Genomic DNA, 24,577 nt, shown 5'->3' on the forward strand with positions numbered 1-24,577 from the left:
ATGACTGAAGAAAAAACGCCAGCCTCGCGGAAGGCTGGCCGGAGAATTATTTATTTTTTCATTCTCGTTTTTCTCTGTGTGGCAGGGATTTATGGAGCAGCTCGATTCAGCAGCTTCCCCCAGCTGGAAGGGTTTATCCGGCAGCCGGTCAGCCGAGAAATTCTCGATCGCAGGGGGGGCTTGCTCTATCGTGAGCATTTGCCCGACGGAACCCGCCGAATGTGGGTTCCTCTGGAAGAGATTCCGTCTGGAGTGATACAGGCATTCATCGCCGGCGAAGACAGGCGCTTCTATCTGCATCCGGGGATAGATCCTGTTTCTGTGGTCCGGGCTGCCTGGCAGAACCTGAGAGGCAGCAGAAAGGTGAGCGGCGCCAGTACCATCAGTATGCAGCTGGCGCGGATTATTTCCCCACACCGAGGAGATATTCCGGGTAAGCTGCATGAAATGTGGAATGCATTCCGTCTGGAAAGCCGTTTTTCCAAGGATGAGATTCTTGAACTCTATCTGAACCGTGTGCCTTTCGGACGCGGTAATGAGGGAGTCGGGAGCGCTGCACTCGCTTATTTTGCAATTCCGCTGCAGTCAATGTCGCCGCCGCAGGCTGCGGTGCTCTCGGTCATACCCCGCAGTCCCAGTACCTATGATCCTGTCAGGCAGCCAGAGCGGCTGAAGGCAGCGGCGAAAATTGTGGGGGAGCGAATGAAACCGCCACAGCTTGGAAGCGAGATATCCACAGCTGTGGAGGAGAGTGCCGCGGCGCAGCGTGTGAGCGATCCCATGAGGGCCGCGCATTTTGTACTCAGGGCTGTTCGTGAGCATCCGCAGGATACTGAAATGCACCCTTCCATGCGGAGCAGTCTCAGAACCAGCCTGGACCCCGTTGTCCAAAGGAGCGCAGAAAGCCTGGTCAGTCAGGCCGTTCATACAGCTGCGGATCACCGGGTGCAGAATGCTGCAGTCCTGGTCATAGATAATCACAGTGGAGAAATCCTTGCCTATGTCGGGAGTCCCGATTTTTTCCGTGAGGATATAAGCGGTCAGATAGATGCGGTGAGAATCAGGCGTCAGCCGGGAAGTACCCTGAAGCCCTTCCTGTATGCGCAGGCACTGGATTCCGGCTACAGCGCGGCCAGTATTCTGCCCGATATTCCCCTGGCTCTCGGAGGGTCGGAGGTATATATACCCCAGAATTTTGACCGCAGCTTTTCCGGTCCGGTGCGCTTGCGTGAAGCCCTGGCTTCCAGTCTGAATGTGCCCGCCGTCTGGATGGCATCCAGGCTTGGTGTACAGTCCTTCGTCGGGCTGCTTGAGGGTCTGGGTTTTGACCTTGAGAGTCAGCGAAATTCGGTCGGAACCGGAATAGCCCTCGGTAACGTCGAGGTCAGTCTGGAGGAACTCAGCCGCGCCTACACTGCCTTTGTGAATGGCGGACGGAGTCTTGATCTGAGTTTTGTGCCTTTGCCGGAAACTCGCAGCAGCCGGAGCGCACAGAAAACCGGGAGCGCCTTGGCAGCCGGGAGCGCCCGGGAAGCCCAGCGCAGTCAGGGTGCCGTGACACCAGGGCCTCCCATTTCTGCGCATAGTGCCGGCATAATCCGGGATATTCTCGGCGATGCCTCCGCCCGCAGCCGTGGCTTCGGGCAGTATCAGCTGCTTCGGACCCCGTACCCTTCATTTTTCAAGACTGGAACCGCCAATCAGTTCTCGAATATCTGGGCAGTGGGGGTAAGTCCGGATATTACCGTAGGGGTCTGGATGGGCAATGTCCACGGGCAGAGCGTTCAGGGGGTTACCGGTTCCAGCCTGCCGGCTCAGGTAGCCGTTGGAATTCTTGATCGATTCAGCTCCCTGCAGAGCAGTTTTCCGGACATACCCGATGTTCATAAGATCTGGATCTCCAGCATCAGCGGAATGGCTGTTGATCCTTCGGCATCCTATGCAATACAGGAGTTATTCCCGCTGGGCAGTTTTCCTGCCCAGGACACCTGGCACCGCGGAACCTCAGGCCAGATCAGATATCCGGCAGAGTACATTCCCTGGGCCCGCGATTATCGCTTCCCGCATCTGAACAGCGCTGGCGGCGAATCAGCTGATTTCTGGGGACGAATCGTTTATCCGAACAACCAGGCCCAGTATTTTGTTGATCCATATATCGAAGCAGGTGGATTCCAGGCCTTGCGCATTGAGGCAATCGGAGAGGCGGCATCCATGGAGCTCTATCTCAATTCCAGGCTGATTGCAAACGGCTCGCCGCCCCTTGCGGTGTACGAGCCGCTTCAGTCAGGCCGCCATATTCTCGAACTCAGGGACAGCAGCGGCAGCCTGCTTGATCGGGTCCAGTTCCGCGTCGGCAGATAATACGGCGGCCGGCCAGCCGCCTGCATCAGTTTTCCCGGTAATGTTTATATAGCCGCAGCTAAATTCCGGGTCTGTTCTGCGTACTCATGTCGGATGCGTTTCGCAGCTGCAGTCATTGCTTGCAGAGACGGAACAATCTCGGCCCATCCCCGGGTTTTCAATCCACAGTCGGGGTTTACCCAGATCCGCTCCGGAGCGAGCTTCCGGACAGCTATGCGAATCAGCCCTTCCAGCTGAGCTTCATCGGGAATCTGAGGGCTGTGAATATCGTAGATCCCTGGACCGAACTCATTCAGTCCCTGAATATCGGCAAGCTCATGCAGCACAGACATTTCCGAGCGGCTGGATTCTATGCTGAGAACATCAGCATCCATTGCACAGACTGCATCCAGGATAGTCGAGAAATCGGAATAGCACATGTGGGTATGGATCTGGGTCCTGTTCTCTATTCCCCTTGAACAGCGTCGGAATGCTTCAGCTGCCCAGTCCCCGTAATCCTGCCAGTCCCTGCTTTTAATCGGCTGGGCTTCCTTGAAGGCGGCCTCATCAATCTGTATTATGCTGATTCCGGACTTCTCGAGATCCCTGACCTCACTGCCGATTGCATCCGCCATCTGGAAAACCTGTTCCTTCATGCTGATGTCGCTCCGCTGAAAAGACCATTTAACCATTGTTACCGGCCCGGTAAGCATGCCCTTCACCGGTTTGCTGGTCAGGCTCTGGGCGTACTCGATCCAGTCCAGCGTCATTGGCAGCGGTCTCTGGATATCGGCCCAGATAATGGCTGGTTTGACACAGCGGCTGCCGTAGGACTGTACCCAGCCGTTTGCTGTTCCGATACAGCCATCAAGCAGCTCGGTAAAGTATTCAACCATATCATTGCGTTCGGGTTCGCCATGAACCAGCACATCCAGACCGATCTCTTCCTGTATCCTTATAACCCGGCGGATTTCTGCACGGATTATATCCTGATAGCTCTGGTCATCCAGAATCCCCTGTCTGTAATTCCGCCTCACCCGCCGCAGATCTGCGGTCTGTGGAAATGATCCGATTGTAGTTGTCGGAAACAGCGGCAGGTTCAGTCTGGCATCCTGTTCCTTCTTCCGCTCTTCATAGGGGGCCCGGCTGGATGCAGGACTGTCAGCTTCGCTTGTACCATGTGGTCCCGCCGCAGCATGCTGACGTTGATAACGCTGAAAACTGGCGATTGCCCTGCGGTGCTGCTTGAGTCTGAATCTGGTTTCCTCGTTCATCCAGCTATCCCCGGTGCTTCCCTGCAGGCTGCAGCAAAGCTGATTGGCTGCTTCGGCTGTCAGTTCAAGCTCGGCCAGTTTTTCATGCGCGAAGGATAAGCCGTTGAGCAGCTGGTGGGGGAGGGTCTGCTTCTCTGCGATCAGACTGTATGGGAGATGCAGCAGAGAACAGGACGGGGCCAGAAGTATGGTATCTTCCGGGGTGATCAAGGTTTTCAGCAGCGGCAGCAGGACATCAATATCTGTCTTCCATACATTCCGGCCGTCAATAATACCAAGTGAAAGCTGCTGCTTCAGGGCTATCCGCTGCTTCTGAAGCAGTTCGAAGCTTCCGGACAGACTTAAGTCCAGGTGTACCGCATCAACTGGCAGCTCTGCAATCAGTTCAAGATTCTCCGTTATTCGCTCAAAGTAGCTCGTCAGAAGGATACGCGGGGGCTGACCTTGCTCGGTACCGGCCGCCGCAGCCAGTACGCTGTACGTGCTTCTGAAAGCAGCTTTCCAGGAATCATCCAGATTATCCTGTACCAGGATCGGCTCTTCCAGCTGGATCCAGTCAGCGCCTGCTGCATGCAGCTGGCGAATCAGTTCTGCATATTGCTGTGTCAGTTCCGGCAGCAATTCGAGCGGTGAAAAATCGGTATTATCGCTTTTTCCGAGAAACAGGAAGCTCAAGGGACCTATGAGAGCAGCCTTCACCTCCTTGCCAAGGCGGCCGGCAGACTTCACTGCCTCGACGAGCGATTCCGGATTCAGGCCGGGCCTGCTGTTTTCATCGAACTCAGGGACGATATAGTGATAGTTGGTATTGAACCATTTTCTCATTTCAGCTGCGCCGGCATTTTTTGATCCGCGGGCTATGGCAGACATGATGGACTCTTTGCTGCCGCTGAAGTCGCGGAAGCGGGCTGGAATGAGATCAAACATGAGGGCTGTATCCAGCATTCGGTCATAGTAGGAGAAGTCGCCGACGGTGATTATATCGAGTTTTCCCTGCTCCTGCAGATTTTCTTCCTGTATCGCTGCAGCAACGGCCTTCAGGCCTTCAAGTGGTAAAGCACCTTTCCAGAAGGACTCCAGGGCAAATTTCAGCTCACGGTTTTTTCCGATTCTTGGTAGACCGAGGCTGTGTGTCTTAAATGCCATACTACGCTCCTTTTTAAGCATATGTGCTGGCTGTATATTACTGTAGGGCTTATATAAATAAAAATGATTTATTATCATTTATCTATGAGCAGGATTTATATATGATCGAAAGAATGCATTTACAGATAATTGAAGCCCTGGCACGCTGCGGCAGTCTCAGCAAGGCAGCGGATGAGCTTCACCTGACCCAGCCGGCCCTGACGCACAGTATCCGCAAGCTCGAATCACTCAGTGGCAGTCGGCTTTGGGAGCGGCGCGGGCGTCGACTGCAGCTGACACAGGCAGGCAGTATGCTGCTTTCACTGGCAGAAATTGTACTGCCCCGCTTCAGATCGGCGGAATCAGATCTCAAGGCCTACGGGCAGGGACGCCGGGGCCGGCTGCGTCTCGGTGTAGAATGTCACCCCTGCTATGAGTGGCTGGTCGGGAGTATAGAGCATTTCCTTGCGACCTGGCCGGATGTCGAGCTCGATGTCACCCGCAGTTTTCAGTTTGACGGACTTTCAGCCCTGCAGGAATATGAAATTGATCTCATGGTGAGTCCGGATTACATCCCCCGTCAGGGTCTGCAGTATATTGCGATTCACGATTTCGAGCTTCAGCTGGTGAGCGCCATTACTCATCCCCTGGCAGCCGTAGCGGAAGCCCGCGGATGGGTCGAAGCAGAAGACCTGTCAACGGCCGTACTTTTTGCCTATCCAATTGCAATCGAGCGGCTGGATGTGTACACGCAGTTTCTTCAGCCGGCTGGCGTTCTGCCCGGGGAACACAGCAGTGTGGAAGCAATCGAGATTATGCTGCAGCTCGTGGCAGCCGGCAGAGGCGTCAGTACCATGCCGGACTGGCTTATCCTCAGACATAGCTCGGAGCTGCCCGTGTGCGGGTTCCGCCTCGGAAAGCATGGCATACACAAGAAACTCTATCTCGTATACCGGGAGGAGGATCGGAATATTCCATACATAGATGATTTTATTCGATGTTCACATCAATCAGCTTGAAAGACGAGATTTCATTGTCGATCTCGTTGACTGATTCCTGATTCTTCTCCGCAGCTGTCAGTACATCCCGTGAAGTGGATTCAATTGTCTCCGTTTCATTCGATATCTGCACCATATTTTCAACCAGAATCCCGTTGGCTCCGGATAGTTCGCTGGTCAATTCTGCCAGGTTGCTGCTTTTTGCCTGGAGATCCTGTGCAGCAGACTGTACCTTGCTGCTGGCCTCCTGCATCTCTGTCATGGCAGTATTGATCTGCTCGGATCCTGATAGCTGTTCAGACATTGCAGCTTCAATTTCCAGTATATTGTTGGCTGCATCCTGTACGCCTTCAATTATTCTGGAAAAGGAACTGGCAGTGGAGCCGGAGGCGGTAACCGCAGCATCGATTGATTCCTTTATAGATGTCAGTGACCCGGCAATCTCGCGGGACTGGCTGGCAGTCTGCTCGGCCAGCTTGCGGATTTCATCTGCAACCACGGAGAAGCCCCTGCCGGCATCGCCCGCATGAGCAGCCTCGATAGCTGCATTCATTGCCAACAGATTTGTGGTGCCCGCAATCTGGGATATTACCTCTACCGCATCCATCATGCCCTGGCTTCTGGCGGCTATGCTCTGCACGGTGTCGAGAATCTCATCCAGATTCTGCTGCCCTTCACTACTGTGTTCCTTTAACTGCTGGGATCCGGTTTTGGTTCTTGCTACATTGCCCCGTATTGAACTGATATTCTGCACCATCTGCTCGGTTGCAGACACTGCCTGTGAAATCGATATACTTTGTCCTTGTATAAGGTCCTGGAGTCCGGCTGAAAACTCATCCAGCCCTGCCATTAGTCCTGCTATTTCGTTCACGGATTGACCCTGGAACTCCATTCTCGATCTCGAGTCGGACAACTTGGAACTAATTTCTGTCAGTGATCCTGCATTGCTGTGAACTGCGTCATGCAGTTTGCTTCCCGAATTCTTGAGCTCATTCATGAGGATGTGCAGTCTGCCTGCCATCGCCTGGTATTCTGATGTAGCGGTCTCGTAGCTGTTACTCTGGCGGACAAGCAGTCCTTTTACCGTTTCGGGAATAATCAGGAGGACAATTCCGAAGAGAATCAGGTACATGCTTTTATAGAATTGCCCGGTTGCTGCTGCATGTGGAGCGTACATAACAAGCTCTGGGGGAATATTGCTGTAAGTCAGCCAATAGACCGCATTGAAACTGAATACTGCCAGCAGGCTAGTGTATATAATCAGAATTCGGTTATGACGGAAAGAAGAGATCAGGATCACAACGGGGTAGATAAGAATTATGGCGGTTGTAGATGCCCCGGATGGATGAAGAAACAGGGTTGTGCTGAGGACGTTGGCGCTTATCAGCAACACATCCAGGCTTGAGGATACCCATTTCATCCATGGACGAATGCGATCGGCTCGCATAGCCGGGAAAAGCAGCGCATTGTACAGCAAGGCTGCTGTTATGCTGAATGAAGCCCATATACCTGCCTGGGACTGCTCGGGATTGAGGATCTGGGTTACGGTCATAATACTGAGAAAACCGATCATGATCCATCTGAATCGATAGGCGATCCGCTCCCCACGTCTGGCTTCTTCATGAATAAGATGATGCAGTAATTTCATAATTTCCCAATTATAGTTTCGAATAAGTTAAAAAGCAAAAGTATAAATCCCTGCAGCTGTCATTTTCTCATGACAAGGATTATATTATAGGTGTGGGGGCCAATTATGACATTAAATCCAGTTGAACTGCGCCGGAAACAGGGCGAATTCTTCTCAAGCGGCAGAACCCGTTCTCCGAATTTCCGGATTGCGATGTTGAAGCAGCTTCTGAATGCAATTAAAAGATATGAGAATGATTTCCTGGCAGCTCTGGCAGCAGATCTGGGCAAATCAGAGTTCGAGGCCTATTCCAATGAGATCGGACTGGTATACAGCGAGATCCGGTTGATGATGCGCCGGCTGCGGCGTTGGTCCATGCCCAGGTTCGTCCGCCCGGATCTGCATTTGTTGCCCTCAAGTGCCTGGGTACAACCCGAACCCTATGGGTCAGCATTGATTATTGGTCCCTGGAACTATCCGATGCAGCTTCTTTTTATGCCCTTCGTCGGGGCTATAGCCGCCGGTAACACCGCAGTGCTCAAGCCCTCCGAACTGGCTGTTGCTACTGCAGAAGTAACGACCAGGCTTATCGAAGAAACATTTCCACAGGAGTATGTTGCAGTGGTTCAGGGAGGACCCGAGGAAAGTCAGGCATTGATTGATCAGGCATTTGACTATCTGTTTTTTACCGGCAGCGTACCGGTCGGCCGCAAGGTAATGGCTGCTGCTGCACCGCATCTGACTCCTGTCACCCTTGAGCTTGGAGGGAAAAGTCCGGCCTTTGTTACCTCCGAGGCAGACATCGAAACAGCCGCTCGTAGAATCGCCTGGGGTAAGTTCAACAATGCCGGACAGACCTGTGTTGCCCCGGATTATGTGCTGGTGGATCGCAAGGTCAGCAGCAAATTCCTGACAGCCCTTGAGGCTTCAATCCGCGAGTTTTACGGGGAGGATGCCCGCAGCTCGGAAAATTACGGGAGAATTATCAACGAACGGAACTTTCTGAGATTACAGGATATTCTCAATGCCTCTGAGATACTCAGTGGCGGAGCGGTGAATCATCAAGAGCGCTATATGGAACCGAGCATTCTCTACCCTGCCGACTGGGACAGCGAGAGCATGAAGGACGAGATATTCGGTCCTCTGCTGCCGGTAATCGAATATGATGATCTGAATGAAGCCGCTGCTGAAGTACGCTCCCGGCCACGGCCCTTGGCGCTCTATGTATTCTCGAACAGCAAAAAAGAACAGCGCTGGCTTACAAGTACCCTCCCCTTCGGCGGAGGAGCGATCAACACTACCATTCTTCATGTCGCATCACATCGTCTGCCTTTTGGTGGCATCGGCAACAGCGGCATGGGCGCGTACCATGGGAAGGCCAGTTTCGATACCTTCACCCACCTCAAAGCGGTACTTAGACAGCCGCTGCGTCCGGACATCAAGCTGGCATACCCTCATCGGCATATCAGCATGAAGCTCCTGCGGCGTTTGTTGAGGTAGAAATTCCGGGCTATTCCCTGTGTAATCTGATATCGTAACTGGTACTCCGTCCGCCAGCGCCTGCTCTGGGTTTTAGAACTCCAATGGCAACGAGCTGCTGCAGATCACGAGTCGCTGTTGCCTTGGATGTGCCGATCGCCCAGTTGCCATGAGCCGATTATACCACTTAATCGGCTCAAATATCAGGTTTCTCTGAGCCGATTACGCGTGTGCCGCAGTCTGCCGCCGCATTACCGCAGGCCGGCCATCTCAAGCATCCAGTCTACTGAATCCTCAAAGCCCATGGTTCTGACATCGCGGTGTCTGGCTCCGGAAATTATTATATAGCTGACCTCACTGCCGCCGTGGCGTAAAGCCTCGACGAAGCGATCCTGTGCGGCTGTGCTGACAATAATATCATCCGTTCCGTGGATCACCAGGGTCGGCAGGCCGTGGCCATCGAATCCGGCCCGGTTCTCCCTCAGTACTTCCGCCATTTCAGGGAAAGTCTCGCTCATGAGTTCGTGTTCAAGGTCATTGTGCAGTGCCTCATAAAACTCCGGGGTAAACAGGGTTTTGCCGTCCCGTGGGTAGTGAAACTGGAATTCCTCGACGCAGAGTCCCATTATGTCCTGCTCGAAGCTGTCCATCCAGCGGGGGAGCAGGTAATCAGCCGGATCAATCCGGTCCTTGCCATAGATTTCGGCATAGGTATGAATAATATAGGGACTGTAGTAGGCCATCTCCCGCATCAGCATGGCTACATCATTGGTCTGACCGAAACCGATCAGGCCGGTAATCTCGATTTCCGGGGCATATTCGGGTTGGAGGTCTGCCGCTGCATGGGCTGCATGACCACCCTGGGAAAATCCGGAGAGGAACAGATCCCCTGAAGGGATTACGCCTGGAGCATTGCCTTCAGCGGCTGCATCGGCGTAGAAGTTCCGGACAGCTCGTGCTGCATCCAGCATGACATGGGCTTCAGCGACCTTGCTGAAGTAACGTTGGGGCATGTCGGGAATTCCAAATCCAAGGTACTCAGGGAAGATTGAAATTATTTCACGTCCGGCATAGGCAAGCATGTTGCTGCGGAAGTCACCCCAGCGGTTTTCTACGGGTACTTCGATTATAGGTGCACATTTCTCGCTGAGGCCGGTTGTGCCGGCACCGAATACATGTACCGGCCGCGCTGCAGGAGCGCCGGAACCGGAACTGCCGGAATCAGAATTATCAAGCACGGGAATAAACAGCTGTGCGCGGACAGGAACCGGAGTTCCATCCACATCTGTACTGCGGAAATGAATCAGATATAGATCTGCAGCATTATGGGCTTCGGGAATACCGGCATTCCCGAACAGCCAATCGCCGCGCGCTTCAATCTCTGAAGCCGAGAAACTCTCCAGGAATTCGACATACAGAATATCTCCCGGCTCGAGCATGACCAGATCTTCCGGCGGATAGATCATGGAATTCCCCTGGTTTCCCCGGCTTGCCTGATTCTGCTGAGCGCTTAGATGGGCAATAGTAAGACTGATCATGACTACAGCCGCCATCAGGAAAACTGCTGTGTGTACTGCTGATTTTTTCATGTATTACTCCTCGGTTGACATACGCTGCTGCATCCAGCGGCGCGCATCGGAAAATCCGATCTGCCGGGTATCATGCCGCGATCCCGGGTAGACAAGATACTCGACTTCGCTGCCATTGTCACGCAGCTGACTGACGAAGTGCTCCATGTCTGCCAGGTCAATTACTACATCATTTCCGCCCTGCAGTATCAGAGCCGGGATACCGTGGCCGCTGAGTCCGCTGCTGTTCTCCTGCAGGATGGCATGTATTTCCGGGAAATCAGCCTCAAGTGTCCGTCTTCTCAGGGAACGCAGAAAATCCGGACGGAAGAAGTTATCCGGTCCCCATGGATAGTAGTCCTGCAGGCCGAGAATACAGAGTCGCCGGACGTCTATGAACAGAGACTCCAGCCAGCGGTCCTGTATCATTACGGCCGGGTCAAATCTATCCTCACCGTAGAGCTCGGCGTACGTGTAGATTATCGGGGCGGCAACGAGGGTGAATTCCCGGAACAGATTCTCGATATCGGTAGATGCTCCGTAGCCAATCAGACCTGCAATCTCGATGTCGGCTGCGTAGTCGGCGGCCTGGTCAGCAGCAGCAAAAATCGCGTGTCCGCCCTGGGAAAAGCCGGCCAGAAAAGGTCTGGGATCCGGCCTTACGGCATGCTCTGCACCGAAAAAGAAGCTCCTGGCAGCACGGACAGAATCCAGGAGCACACGGGCTTCTGCCTGAGGCACAAAATAAGGCTGTAGTCTGGAAGGATCACCGAAATACATGTAATCCGGCAGCATGCCAATGCTCCCTTGTCCGGCGTGCGCGAGCATGTGGTTACGGTACAAACCCCAGTTGATGCCGATTTCATGTTCTCTTGAGGTGCGGCAGAGATCGCTCAAACCGGTGGTTCCGGCTGCGAAGACATACAGCGGTGCCTCCATGGATTCAAGACTCCGGGGAACAAAGAGCTGTGAGAATACCCTGGTAACTTCTTCGTCCATTCCCAGGCTTTCAAATTCGATGCGGTAGACATCTACAGCGTATTCAGCAGAGGGGCGATCGCCGCCGAAGAGCTGAGCTGCCATGCTGTTGATCTGGGCTGTGGAATAGGTGACCTCATGCTGAATGTCGAGAATCCTGCCGGATCCCTCCGGGGGCTGGGGCACTGCCGGCTCAACAGGCTCTGCAGGCTCCGGGGATTCCGAAATTTCAGGCTCCGCGGGCTCGGGTTCTGCGCTGTTCACCGATTCCGCCCGGCAGCTGGTAACAGTCAGAAGCAGGAAGAGAATTATTACTGTAGTTCTTCGGGACGCAGATGGAATCCGCTGAAAAACCCGGGTATTTTTTACAAGCATAGTATGTTATAAATGCGTATGGATGGTCGTACTGTCAAGGGGAGTGTATATATGAACAGGAATATGCTGCGAAAATGTCTCTGGCTTACAGGTCTCACAGGATTTGCCATACTCTTTACCATTCAGGCAGCTGCACAATCAGCCAGTCTGTATGGGTCTTCGGCTCCGGACGACGCGGCCTTTGTCCGTGTTTTTAATATGACCCGGCACATTCACAGCGTCTGGGCGGGATCGGTTCAGTTCCCGGAGATTGAGCCCTGGACAGGTACAGCATACCGGCCGGTTAATCCGGGTGTGCATGCGGTGTTTGTCGGTAATAATTTCGCTGAACTGATTGCCCGTGACGGCAGATTCTATACCGTAATCCTGGGTCTGGAAGGACCCTCTGTTATCGAGGACAGCCGTCATAACCGGGCGGATCAGGCGCAGATAATCCTTTATAACGGGACTGATTCAGAAACTCTTGAACTGCGAACTGCCGATGGCAGCATGGCAGTAATCCCCGGGGTCGCCCCTGGTGAATCGGCACTTGTCTCGGTTAATCCGGTCGCCGTCGATCTGGCCGTCTTCACTGAATCCGGATCATCAGTAAATCTTGGAGATATAGGTTTGAGCAGAGGGCAGTCCTATGCACTGTTCGCCGGCATGCAGAATTCCGGCACGCAGAATGCTGAGCTCCTTGTAATTGTACAGCAAGCAGAAGTGCTGGCTGAGTAGTCCCGGTCAAATGGTCAGCGGGGTACAATAGGTGGTCTTCAGCACAGCGATTTTCCTGTTTCTATTCCTTCCTCTATTCCTTGGTATCTACTATCTGATTCCTGCCAGGGCCAGGTCAGCCTGGATTTTATGCGGGAGCTGGATCTTTTACGGTTGGTGGAGACTGGATTTTCTTTTCCTGCTGATTCTTACATGTGTCTGGAATTATTTCCTGGGTAAGCTGATCCATAAGTCACAGCACAAAGCACCCCCCGCAACAGGAGCCGGAGCGACCGCCGCATTAGCTGTCGGGCTCATACTCAACATTGGCAGTCTGGCTTATTTCAAGTATTTCAATTTTGCAGTCGACAGTCTGAACGCGGTACTGACAGCCGCTGGCGCCGAATCCCTGCAGACATGGTCGGTAATCCTGCCGATAGGGATCTCGTTCTACATATTTCAGGCAAGCAGCTATCTCGTAGATGTCTACCGCAGTGATGCCCCCGCTGCGCGGAGCTTTATTGATTTGTCGGCATATATTGCACTCTTTCCCCAGCTGATTGCCGGCCCTATCCTGCGCTACAAGGATCTAGCTGATCAGTTTGTTCAGCGTCGGCATGGTTTTGATCTTTTTTCGCGGGGATCATACCGATTCATGTACGGATTCGCCAAGAAAGTACTCATTGCCGATACCGTTGCGGTCATTGCAGATACGGCCTTTGCGCTGGAGAGTCCTGGCTTTGCTGCTGCCTGGCTGGGTAGCCTGGCATACACTGCCCAGCTTTATTTTGATTTTTCGGCCTACTCGGATATGGCAATCGGACTCGGCCTCATGATGGGCTTCCGATTCATGGAGAATTTCAATCATCCCTATATATCCCGGAGTATCGCCGAGTTCTGGAGGCGCTGGCATATCAGTCTCTCGACCTGGCTCAGGGATTATCTGTATATACCACTTGGCGGAAACCGCCGAGGACGAATTAAAACCTACCGGAATATGCTCCTGGTTATGCTGTTGGGCGGACTCTGGCATGGGGCAGCCTGGAATTTCGTTCTCTGGGGTCTGTGGCATGGCCTGCTTCTCATGATAGAACGCTTGAGAAGCGACAATGCTTTAGGTGATAAAAAACCACGCAGTACTCCTGGAACCATTGCAGTCTTCCGCACCTTTTTTCTGGTAGTTATTGGATGGGTTGTGTTCCGTGCAGCTGATCTGGCAGGAGCAGGGCGCATGTATGCCGGGATGCTGGGCATGCAGGGTGTCGGTCAGTTTGAAAGTCTGCTTGCAGAGATTGGTTTGCTGGCTCCGCTGGTGCTGTTTGTCAGCTTTATACTCATGTTCAGGACCCTGATCTGGAAGGGCTCATTTCTGAATAGGCAAGCGGATATATCTGCAACACCCGCTACAGCCTTCAGCTATGGACGACTTTTTATGATTCCCTTTTTCCTGCTCGGTATAATCAAGTTACTGGCCGAATCGCATTCACCATTTCTCTATTTCCAGTTTTAGGCAGGGCAGGGTAAGTATGAGTAAAAACCACAGACAAACTCAAAACACAACAAAACAGAGCAGTGGTCGGACACAGCATCCGACTGATCCAGGTCAGAAGTTCATCCGAGGGATCTTTGCTGTTGTCATGATTTTTATACTGCTGACTGGCTTTGCCGTTTCTATTCCTGCAGTTATTGCGGTAATGAGGACAGAACAGCCAATCGGGTCTGCCAGGCAATACCGAGAGAAACTGGAAGCTGTCCTGTCAGGTCAGGTAAGTGCTGATTTTCAGAATCAATACGATGAATCACTTCCCCTGCAGGAGCCCTCGCTGTGGATCTGGACAGCCTTCCGCTACGCATTTTTCCGGGAAGGATTGCAGGGTGTCCTGGTCGGACGGGATGGTTGGCTTTTCTCCAGCGAGGAGTTCATAACTCCCGGCAGTCCGGAAAAGGAACAGCAGCGGATCATCGAAATCGTAGAAAGTATTGAACAGGTCAGCACGCAGCTGCAGCTGCATGGAGCCGAACTTCTGTTGATCCCGATTCCTGCCAAGGCGCGGATATATCCGCAGAAGCTTGGAAGGCATGTATTCCCCTGGGCAGCAAAACCCCGTTATGAAGGTTTTCTGCAGGACTTGAATACACGTGGTCTTTACACCGTTGATCTCGCATCTCTCTTTCAGGATCTGGTGGATTCCTCGGTGCAGGTTTTTCTGCGCAGCGATACCCACTGGACCCCCGATGCAGCAGAGGCGGCTGCAGCTGCAACTGCTGCCTACCTCCACGATATGAGCACATCTCCGCAGCTGGAAAACCGGGAATATCGGGTTCAGCGGGGTGAACTGCAGGACTATGCCGGAGATCTACTGAACTTCCTGCCCCTCGGGCCATTTCAGGACATGCTTGAACACAGCCGTGACAGTATCCCTGAACTGCATATTGAGGCAGGGCCGGCACCCATCCTGGGACTGTTTGATTCGGCCTCGGTTCCGGTGGTTCTGATCGGTACCAGCTACAGTGCAGGTGAGCAATGGGGCTTTGCTGCTTTCCTGCAGGAACAGCTGCAGGCTGAAGTGCTTAACCTCGCCATGGAGGGACGCGGACCCTTTCAGCCCATGCAGGAGTACCTGCAGAGCGACACCCTGCTGGAAGCACCTCCTTCCCTGGTAATCTGGGAGATCCCCGAGCGATATCTCGTAGTTGATTCTTCTCCTTAGTATTAAATTTGACTAATATAGTCATGATTATTATATTAGAAAAATCATATACAAGAGGAGTTCTCAATGAGCACACAAACAGGATCAAAAGGACCAAAGATAAAAGTACTTTTCTATTCAACCTATGGGCATATGTTCGCAATGGCCAAAGCAGCTGCTGAGGAAGCCGAAGCCGCAGGTGCCGATGTGGAGCTGAAACGCTTCCCGGAAATAATTCCCGCCGATCGGCTTGAAAAGATGGGCGCACTTGAAGCGCAGAAGGCCTTCAGTGATATTCCCGAGGCAAGTGCTGAGGATTTCAAGGATCTTGACGGACTTATTATTGTGACTGCTACACGCTACAGCAACATTCCCGGTCAGGTAGCCAACATTCTTGACCAGACCGGAGCCACCTGGGCCAAACAGCTGCTTCGTGGAAAGGTCGGCGGAGCAATAGTCGGAACCGGGACTCAGCACGGCGGTCAGGAATCAGCAGCCCTTACCCTGCATAGATTCTTCCTGCACATGGGCATGGTTGTTGCAGGATTGCCCAGCACATTCCAGGGAATGTTCGGCATGGATGAAATCCTCGGTGGCAGCCCATACGGAGCAAGCACAATCTCTGGCCCCGATGGCAGCCGGATGCCAAGTGAAACCGATCTCGCCGGAGCGCGTTACCAGGCCCGCTACATAACCGAACTGGCAGCAAAACTGGCGTAGATATTACCTGGCCTGGACTATCGCCAGGCCAGGGTACCAATCCACCGCATATAACTCATTTCAATGTCGCATTTAAACCGCGTCTCCTTTTTTTTGTTGATTAAATTAATAATAACATATTTTTCTCGTGATTTTGTCCTTCTTTTGTATTAGATTTTCATCTGGCACATGGAGTTCTTTGCAGTAACTGTATTCTTTTTTACATTATGCAGATATTTAATTTTTGTAAGGAGTCGCTAATGGGAATTACGCAAGACAAGGCAATTATCATGGTCGTTGATGATACACCGGCCAACCTGGAGCTTCTCAATGAGATACTTTCGGTGCACGGCTACATCATCAAGGCCTTTCCCAGTGGTGAACGGGCCCTGGCTTCAATGGAGAAAGAATTACCCGATGTAATCCTGCTCGATGTAATGATGCCTGGTATGGACGGATACACGGTCTGCCGGAAAATCAAGGAGCAGCAGGATAAAAAGGATATCCCGATTTTGTTTATAAGTGCACTCGGCGACACCGAAAGCAAGATCAAGGGCTTTGCCGCAGGCGGCATCGACTATGTCTCAAAACCATTTCAGGAAGCAGAGGTACTGGCCAGGGTAAACGCACAACTCACCATAGCATCCTTACAGAAAGAGCTGCACAAGCACAACTCCCGGCTGGAAGAGCTGGTCAGTCAGAGAACCCGGGAACTCAGTATCGCGAATGAACGATTGCTTGAACTTGGCCGTCTGAAGGACGAGTTCATGAGTATGATCTCCCATGAAATTCGTACTCCAGCTAACGGCCTGCTTGGAATGGGTGAACTTATAATCGCCGAGAGCAAACTATCTGAATCCGGCAAGCTATACAGAGATATGTTCCGTCAAAGTGGCAATAGACTTCTGCAGCTTATTGAAGATTCTCAAATGATTATGGAAGATAACATCAGTCTGAATGCCAAAGACTATGGCTGTTCTCTGTCAGACTGCATTCTGTTCCTGAGAAAATCTGATCCCCATATCCAGATTCATTTCAGGGATTTGCCCGAAGAAAATAAGGTTCGTCTGCTGGCTGACAGGCCCTTGCTGCAGAAGTCACTCAATATTGTTCTATCACTCGCGGCCTGTTTTACTGACAATAGAGTTCTCATTTTTTATCAGCATAAACCCGGATTGCTGAGTCTGGAAATTCCGCTCGATCCGCTTACACTCCGTGATGAGCAGGCGGCTGATTTTTTTAATCTCGAATCCAGTGTCCGGGGTGCTTCTTATGCCCAGGAGCTTGGCCTGGCTCCAGTAGTTGCCAGAAAAATTCTGAAAGCCTCAGGTGGAGAGCTTGGAATGCGCAAGCACAGTGAGAAATCCGGTGTAATCTACGTTGATATCCCCATGGCAGCAGGAGACATGCATGAATAAAGCGATAACCTTGGCAGATATTAATTTGGTGGATGTGCTTGAATCCAGCGCAGCCGCAGTACTTGTTATAGATTCTGACAATAATATAGTACATTCAAACTCGAAATTTCGTGAGCTGACCGGTTATGAAATTTCGACACAAAATACCTGGCAGAAATTATGCCGGGTGGCATTTCCGGATACAGAGTACCGCCGTCAATTTGTGAAATCATGGAAACTTGAGAATGTGCCCTACGATGTAGAATTCAAGTGCAGTAATGGCGCTCTCAGATATTTTGAAGTTACAGTTAAACGCATTAACAATCTATGTATAAGCAGTTTCTCGGACAGCACGGAAAAAGTACTCGCGTTTAATCAGAACAAACGATACCGAGACATTATGGATCGGGTTCATAGCATAACCTCTGTTGGCTTCTATGAGCTGAACTTATTGAAGAAATCGGGGTACTGGTCTGACGAAGCTATGGAAATCCATAATTTCCGGGAGCGGGTCGATACCTGGCAGGAATATGTAGAATATTTCAAGGAAGGTGAATCGCGTACGCAAGTTTATAATGCCTTCGATCTGGTCGTCAATGAAGGGAGAGAATTCTCTGTTGATGCCCAGCTATCATTGGGAGAAGGACGCGATCGCTGGGTCAGAGTATTCGTAGAAGCTGATTTTCTCGATGGAGAATGTCTGTGGCTGTATGGGATTGTACAGGATATAGATGAACAGAAGCAGATCGAGAATGATCTGTCAGTTGAAAAAACGCAGTTTGAACAGGCCCAGTTTATTGCTCATCTGGGTAGCTGGGAATTAAATTTCTTGACTGGTGAAACATTCTGGTCAGATGAATTTTATCGTATCTGCGGTCTGGAGCCGGGAAGCTGTCCACCAAGTGCAGAAGCAGGATTTGCGATGATTCATCCAGATGATCAGGAAAGTGCCGTTGAGGCAGTGAATGAGGCTCGATTCAATGAAAAGCCGTATGAAATCGAGAAGCGGATCGTTCGTCCGGATGGCGAAGTTCGTTGGGTAAGAAGCCAGGGAGAGGTAATACATAACCCAGAGGGAATTGCAGAAAAAATAGTGGGCACATTCCTCGACATTACTGAAAGCAAGGCTGCCTGGGAGGCCTTGAAATCAAGTGAAAAACGCTACCGGCTGCTTGTTGAGGCTACCGCAGCCTCATTCGTTGTCTGGGATGCAGATAAAGAAGGCAATATGATAGAATCATCCCGTAGCTGGCGGGCACTTTCCGGGCAGAATCCCGGTGAAGAACTGGGGGACGGTTGGCTGAATGCCCTTCATCCGGATGATCGCGTTTCAATCATTGAAAACTGGCATGAAGCCATAGCTGATAACAGAAACCCTGATGCTGAATTCAGGCTCCGGACATCAGAAGGCAGGTGGCGTTGGTTCAGAATGACTGGGAACCTCTTGACTGATCCATCTGAGCGGATATTGAGATGGATCGTCATGTGCATAGACATAGATGATAAAAAACATGCCATGGAGGAAGAAATTGCCAGAAAGACAGCAGAGGCCTCCAATTCTGCCAAGAGTGTGTTCCTGGCAAATATGAGTCACGAAATCCGGACACCGCTGAATGCAATTATCGGATTTTCCCATATTCTCGAGCGTGATGTCCGCATGAATGAAACCCAGCTCCGTCATCTTCGTGCTATTACCAGAAGCGGGGAGCATCTGCTTAACCTTATCAATGATATTCTTGACCTGTCCCGTATAGAGGCCGGTCAACTCAGCCTGATGATGAGAGATTTCAGTCTGTTCGCATTCCTGGATGATCTGGATCTCATGTTCAGACTCAGGGCAGAATCACAGGGCCTGCGTTTCCTTTTCGAACTCCATGAAAGCGTACCTCGATATATTCATTGCGATGAAGCCAAGCTCAGGCAGGTATTTGTGAATATTCTGAGTAATGCAGTTAAATTCACTGAATCCGGGGGAGTTGCGGTAAGAATCCGGGCTGATCAGAATCATCTGGACACCACGGAAAGACCTCTTCTGCTTATAGTCGAGATTGAGGATTCCGGCCCGGGAATCGATCAATCGGATATGGAGCGTATTTTTGAGTCTTTCCAGCAATCGAGTGAAGGGATTCGGGCCGGAGGTACCGGTCTAGGGCTGGCAATATCCAGGAGGCTGGTAGAATTAATGGGTGGAGAACTATCAGTAAAAAGCAGGTCTGGAACTGGCAGTATTTTTCGATTTTCTATTCCGGCTGGTCTGGCTGATTCTGCAGATCAGAAAAAGACAATTATGTATAGTAATATTATTGGTCTGGAGGTTGGCGACAGGACCCTCCGCATAATGATAGTCGATGATCGCAAAGACAACCGTGAACTTCTGCAGGCGCTTCTTGAACCTTGCGGCTTCTCGTTGCGCCAGGCCGAAAATGGAAAGGAAGCGGTTGAGCTATTCGAGGTCTGGAACCCTGATCTGATCCTTCTGGACATGGGAATGCCGGTTATGAATGGCTACGAGGCGACCAGAATAATCAAACAATCAGAACGGGGGAAAGAAATCTGTGTGATAGCTGTTACCGCGAGCGCATTCGAAGAAAACGAGGCGGTAATCAGATCCACCGAAGTAAATGACTATATCAGGAAACCTTTCAGGCCAGGGGAAATATACAAGGTTATCGGGGAACACCTGGGTCTGAAATTTATTATAGCCGAGGACAATGAAGACTGTGCGGATCCGGAAGAGATTATGTTGACAGCCGATACGCTAAAGGTCATACCAGAGTCGAGCAGAATCGCTATGTATGAAGCAGTAGAAATGGGCAATATCTCCGAGCTGAAAAACCTCATTGCTCAAATCGACGAGTCCGGTATTGCCAGAGCGCTGCTTGTACTCGCACGGCAGTACGATTACGATAAGCTATTGTTTCTTCTATCCAACAGTCTCGGCAGGACCTGAGCGAATCTCTACAGACTGCCGCGCATCAGCCTGTGCGGCAGGTCTTCAAAATATAAAATCAAATATAAAATCAAGGTTCACATCGCTTTTTTTGCTGAATGAACTGATAATTCTGATTTTTCTTATTATATTGGAAGTAATGCTTCTGATTATACGGAATAAATAGCAAATAATGGAGAAAATAAACACAGGAATAGGGTATTGAATTATGGCAGATGAGCGAAACACAGCAGTAATTATGATCGTTGATGACACACCGGCTAACCTTGAGGTTCTTGAAGAAATACTTTCAGCATCCGGCTACATCATCAAGGCCTTTCCCAGTGGAGAACGGGCCCTGGCTTCAATGGAAAAAAAATTACCTGACGTGATTCTGCTGGATGTCATGATGCCTGGCATGGACGGATACACGGTCTGCCGGAAGATCAAGGAACAACAGTACACAATACATATTCCTGTTCTGTTTATAAGTGCACTCGGGGACACAGAAAGCAAGATCAAGGGCTTTTCTGCGGGCGGGGTTGATTATGTTACCAAGCCTTTCCAGGAGGCGGAGGTACTGGCCAGGGTGAATGCGCAGCTCACCATAGCATCCCTGCAGAAAGAGCTCCAGGAGCACAATTCCCGTCTGGAAGAGCTGGTCAGTCAGAGAACCCGGGAACTCAGCATTGCGAATGAACGATTGCGTGAGCTTGGCCGTCTGAAGGACGAGTTCATGAGTATGATTTCCCACGAAATTCGTACTCCTGCCAACGGATTGCTTGGAATGGGTGAACTGATAATCGCCGAGAGCGACCTGTCTGAATCAGGCAAGCTCTACAGAGATATGTTCCGTCAAAGTGGCAATAGACTGCTGCAGCTTATTGAAGATTCTCAATTGATTATGGAGGATAACATCCGCTCAGGTACCGTTGATTACGGCTATTCCCTGTCTGAGTCCATTCAGTACATCAAGGAATCCGACCCACACATTCACATTCAATGCATAGAAATTCCTGAAAGGGATGAAGTGCTCATTCTGGCTGACAGGTCGCTGCTTCAGAAGTCTCTCAGCATAATCCTGTCTCTCGCTGCCTGTTTTTCCGAGCACAGAACTCTGACCATCTCCTGTCAGGAATCAGGCAAGCTGAATCTGGAAATTCAGCTTGAGCCTTTTTCCCTGCAGTCCGGACATGCAGCTGAGTTCTTCAATCTGGAGTCCAGTGTCAGGGGGGCTTCGTATGCCCAGGAGCTCGGCCTGGCTCCAGTAGTCGCTAGAAAAATACTTAACGCCTTTGGTGGTGAGCTTGGTATACGCAAGGACAGCGGGAACTCAGGGGTGATCTTTGCAGATATCCCGATGGCATAAGGAGTCCAGCATGAATACACAATCGGAATTGAAAGATCTGAAGACCATAGATGTCCTCGAGTCTACAGCGGCTGGAGTGCTTGTAACGAATGCGGACGGCAGAATTACATATGCAAACGGGAGATTTTCCGAGCTGACCGGTTACGATGGTTCAATGCATGATACCTGGCAGAAATTATGCCGGGCAGCATTTCCGGATACAGAGTACCGCCGTCAATTTGTGAAATCCTGGAAACGCGGGACCGTCTCCTATGACGTGCGATTCAGGTGCAGTAATGGCGCATTCAGATATTTCATTGTCACGGTTAACCGGACCAACAATCAATGCATAAGCAGTTTCTCGGACAGCACGGAAAAAGTTCTGGCAATTAATCAGTACAAGCGCCATCATGAACTTTTGGAGTGCGTATGCGGCATGACCAGGGTGGGGATCTATGAGTTGAACCTGCTGAATAAATCAGCATTCTGGTCTGAGGTTGCCATGTCTATTCATGAATTCCAGAATCAGATAGATACCTGGCAGGAATATGCCGGGTGTTTCAGGGAAGGAGTATCACGTGAACAGGTTCATGAGGCCTTCCAGCTGGCCGAGCATGAAGGGCAGGAATCCTCTCTGGACGCACTATTTGTTTCCGGTTCAGGGCAGGAGCGCTGGCTCAGATTGCGTATCAAGGCCGAATTTCTTGATGGAGAGTGTCTCTGGCTGTATGGAATCGTACAGGACATTCACGAGCAGAAACTGATTGAGGATGAACTGTCTGCAGAAAAAGAGCAGTTTGAACGTGCTCAATCCATAGCTCATCTCGGTAGCTGGGAGTGGAATTTTCTTACCAATGAAGCGTATTGGTCAGATGAATTCTACCGCATCTGCGGCCTGGAACCGGGAAGCTGTCTCCCAAGTGCCGAGGCAGGATTTGCGATGATTCATCCAGAGGATCAGGAGAAGGCAGTCGAGGCAGTGAACGGAGCCCGCTACAAGGGAGAGCCCTATAAAATCGAAAAGCGGATCGTTCGTCCGGATGGCGAAATCCGTTGGGTTAGAAGTCAGGGTGAGGTTCTTCATGACCCAGAGGGAAAGGCAGAAAAAATATCTGGAACATTTCTGGACATATCCGAAAGCAAGGCTGCCTGGGATGCGCTGGAATACAGAGAAAAACGCTATCGTCTCCTTGTTGAAGCTACTGCATCCTCATTTGCTGTCTGGGAGGCGGATGCAAGGGGTATAATAGTAGAGGAGTCCAGGAACTGGCAGGCCTTCTCCGGGCAAAAACCAGGAGAGGAATTGGGGGACGGCTGGCTGAATGCAGTTCATCCGGATGACCGCCCTTTTGCCAGAGAAACCTGGCAGAAAGCCATAGCCGAAAATACAATACCCGATGCCGAATTCAGGCTTCATACCGCAGAAGACAGGTGGCGTTGGGTCAGATTAATTGCAAGTAAAATGACCGATTCATCCGGTCGCATATTGAAATGGGTTGTTATGTGTCTGGACATAAATGAAAAAAAACATGCGATACAAGAAGAAATCGCCAGGAAGACAGCAGAGGCCTCCAATTCTGCCAAGAGCGTGTTCCTGGCAAATATGAGTCATGAAATCCGTACACCGCTCAATGCAATTATCGGATTTTCCCATATTCTCGAACGGGATGTCCACATGAATGAACTTCAGCTCCGTCATCTTCGTGCTATTACCAGGAGCGGTGAGCATCTGCTTAACCTTATCAATGATATTCTTGATCTATCCCGAATAGAAGCTGGGCAGCTGAGCCTGAATACCAGTGATTTTAATCTATTCTCTCTTCTGGATGATCTGGATCTCATGTTCAGACTCAGGGCAGAATCACAGGGCCTGCGTTTCCTTTTCGATCTCCATGAAAGCGTGCCTCAGTATATTCATTGCGATGAATCCAAACTTCGGCAGATTTTTGTGAACCTTCTGAGTAATGCAGTAAAATTCACTGAATCCGGGGGAGTTGCGGTAAGAATCCGGGCTGATCAGAATCATCTGGATTCCACGGAGAGGCCACTGCTTCTTATAGTCGAGATCGAGGATTCCGGCCCGGGAATCAATAAAGCGGATATAGAGCGAATCTTTCAGTCCTTCCAGCAATCGAGAGAAGGAATTCGAGCTGGAGGTACCGGTCTCGGACTGGCAATTTCCAGGAAACTGGTAGAATTGCTGGGTGGAGAGCTATCTGTAAAAAGTACTGAGGAAACAGGCAGTATTTTTAGATTCGCGATTCCGGCTGGCCTGGCTGATTCTGCAGATTTCAAAAAGACAGATCCGGGATGTCGGATTATCGGTCTGGAGACTGGAGACAGGACTATCCGCATAATGATAGTCGATGACCGCGAGGACAACCGTGAACTTCTGCAGGCGCTTCTTGAACCCTGCGGCTTCTCATTGCGCCAGGCTGAAAACGGAAGAGAAGCAGTTGAGCTGTTCAAGGTCTGGAACCCTGATCTGATCCTTCTGGACATGGGAATGCCGGTTATGGATGGTTACGAGGCAACCAGAATAATCAAACAATCAGAAGGGGGTAAAGAAACCTGTGTGGTAGCTGTTACCGCGAGCGCCTTTGAAGAGAATGAGGCGGTAATCAGGGCAACCGAAGTAAATGACTATGTCAGAAAACCGTTCAGATCAGGAGAAATATACAGGATTATCGGCGAACATCTCGGGCTGGAATTTATTATGGCCGAGGACAATGAAGGCTGTGCGGATCCGGAAGAGATTATGCTGACAGCCGATACGCTAAAGGTCATACCAGAGTCGAGCAGAATCGCTATGTATGAAGCAGTAGAAATGGGCAATATCTCCGAGCTGAAAGACCTCATTGCTCAAATCGACGAGTCCGGTATTGCCAGAGCCCTGCTTGCACTCGCACGGCAGTATGATTACGAAAAGCTGTCGCGTCTGCTGAGCAGCAGCCTCGACGGGACTTGAGCTATAGCCGGGAGGTCTTAATGTCAAAAATCTCTAAGTGACTTGGAATCAACTGCACTAACATGGCAGATCTGCCATGTTGCTGT

General features: G+C 51.0%; 15 protein-coding genes. 11 read left to right on the plus strand and 4 right to left on the minus strand.

What is annotated here, in order from left to right:
• Positions 1–2,361: a penicillin-binding protein 1C gene (gene pbpC / locus ACYQ2L_RS00745; protein WP_460050000.1), complete on the plus strand. Its 2,361-nt coding sequence runs from the start codon at positions 1–3 to the stop codon at positions 2,359–2,361.
• A 44-nt stretch (positions 2,362–2,405) separates the two neighbouring features.
• Here the strand turns inward: pbpC and metE are convergent, their stop codons facing one another.
• A complete protein-coding gene (metE, locus tag ACYQ2L_RS00750) occupies positions 2,406–4,760 on the minus strand; it encodes a 5-methyltetrahydropteroyltriglutamate--homocysteine S-methyltransferase (RefSeq protein ID WP_460050002.1) in 2,355 nt (784 codons plus the stop codon).
• Between the two features lie 101 nt (positions 4,761–4,861).
• Here metE and ACYQ2L_RS00755 point away from each other — a divergent pair, with 101 nt between their 5' ends.
• Entirely contained in the window at positions 4,862–5,758 is an 897-nt protein-coding gene (locus ACYQ2L_RS00755) for a LysR family transcriptional regulator (protein ID WP_460050004.1), read from the plus strand.
• On the opposite strand, the gene ACYQ2L_RS00760 is transcribed toward ACYQ2L_RS00755, so the two are convergent.
• A complete protein-coding gene (locus ACYQ2L_RS00760; RefSeq protein WP_460050006.1) occupies positions 5,730–7,385 on the minus strand; it encodes a methyl-accepting chemotaxis protein in 1,656 nt (551 codons plus the stop codon). The genes ACYQ2L_RS00755 and ACYQ2L_RS00760 overlap by 29 nt on opposite strands.
• A 105-nt stretch (positions 7,386–7,490) precedes the next feature.
• Here ACYQ2L_RS00760 and ACYQ2L_RS00765 point away from each other — a divergent pair, with 105 nt between their 5' ends.
• Positions 7,491–8,864, plus strand: coding sequence for an aldehyde dehydrogenase (locus tag ACYQ2L_RS00765; RefSeq protein WP_460050008.1), 1,374 nt, complete (start codon positions 7,491–7,493; stop codon positions 8,862–8,864).
• 230 nt (positions 8,865–9,094) lie between these two features.
• Here ACYQ2L_RS00765 and ACYQ2L_RS00770 read toward each other — a convergent pair whose 3' ends face one another.
• Together ACYQ2L_RS00770 and ACYQ2L_RS00775 are read right to left on the minus strand one after the other, a co-directional pair.
• Entirely contained in the window at positions 9,095–10,432 is a 1,338-nt protein-coding gene (locus ACYQ2L_RS00770) for a lipase family protein (RefSeq protein ID WP_460050010.1), read from the minus strand.
• Between the two features lie 3 nt (positions 10,433–10,435).
• A complete protein-coding gene (locus ACYQ2L_RS00775; protein ID WP_460050012.1) occupies positions 10,436–11,764 on the minus strand; it encodes a lipase family protein in 1,329 nt (442 codons plus the stop codon).
• Between the two features lie 51 nt (positions 11,765–11,815).
• Here ACYQ2L_RS00775 and ACYQ2L_RS00780 point away from each other — a divergent pair, with 51 nt between their 5' ends.
• The 8 genes from ACYQ2L_RS00780 (at position 11,816) to ACYQ2L_RS00815 (ending at position 24,491) form a co-directional block, all read left to right on the plus strand.
• The gene (locus ACYQ2L_RS00780) at positions 11,816–12,481 is read left to right on the plus strand and encodes an alginate O-acetyltransferase AlgF (RefSeq protein WP_460050014.1); all 666 of its coding nucleotides are present in this window, start codon (positions 11,816–11,818) and stop codon (positions 12,479–12,481) included.
• A gap of 31 nt (positions 12,482–12,512) precedes the next feature.
• Positions 12,513–13,970: an MBOAT family O-acyltransferase gene (locus ACYQ2L_RS00785; RefSeq protein WP_460050016.1), complete on the plus strand. Its 1,458-nt coding sequence runs from the start codon at positions 12,513–12,515 to the stop codon at positions 13,968–13,970.
• 16 nt (positions 13,971–13,986) lie between these two features.
• Complete coding sequence (locus tag ACYQ2L_RS00790) at positions 13,987–15,171, plus strand: alginate O-acetyltransferase AlgX-related protein (RefSeq protein WP_460050018.1); 1,185 nt, start codon at positions 13,987–13,989, stop codon at positions 15,169–15,171.
• 66 nt (positions 15,172–15,237) lie between these two features.
• Positions 15,238–15,870 carry an NAD(P)H:quinone oxidoreductase gene (wrbA, locus tag ACYQ2L_RS00795; protein WP_460050020.1) on the plus strand — a complete coding sequence of 211 codons (633 nt, stop codon included), beginning with the start codon at positions 15,238–15,240 and terminating at the stop codon, positions 15,868–15,870.
• A 239-nt stretch (positions 15,871–16,109) separates the two neighbouring features.
• On the plus strand, positions 16,110–17,267 hold the full coding sequence (locus ACYQ2L_RS00800; RefSeq protein WP_460050022.1) for a response regulator: 1,158 nt from the start codon (positions 16,110–16,112) through the stop codon (positions 17,265–17,267).
• The gene (locus ACYQ2L_RS00805) at positions 17,260–20,196 is read left to right on the plus strand and encodes a PAS domain-containing protein (RefSeq protein WP_460050024.1); all 2,937 of its coding nucleotides are present in this window, start codon (positions 17,260–17,262) and stop codon (positions 20,194–20,196) included. The genes ACYQ2L_RS00800 and ACYQ2L_RS00805 overlap by 8 nt, the downstream gene beginning before the upstream one ends.
• A 208-nt stretch (positions 20,197–20,404) precedes the next feature.
• Positions 20,405–21,544, plus strand: a complete 1,140-nt coding sequence (locus ACYQ2L_RS00810; protein WP_460050026.1) for a hybrid sensor histidine kinase/response regulator — start codon at positions 20,405–20,407, stop codon at positions 21,542–21,544.
• Positions 21,545–21,554: 10 nt separating this feature from the next.
• The gene (locus tag ACYQ2L_RS00815) at positions 21,555–24,491 is read left to right on the plus strand and encodes a PAS domain-containing protein (RefSeq protein ID WP_460050028.1); all 2,937 of its coding nucleotides are present in this window, start codon (positions 21,555–21,557) and stop codon (positions 24,489–24,491) included.
• The last annotated feature ends 86 nt before the right edge of the window (positions 24,492–24,577 follow it).

Source organism: Spirochaeta dissipatitropha (genome assembly GCF_054657935.1).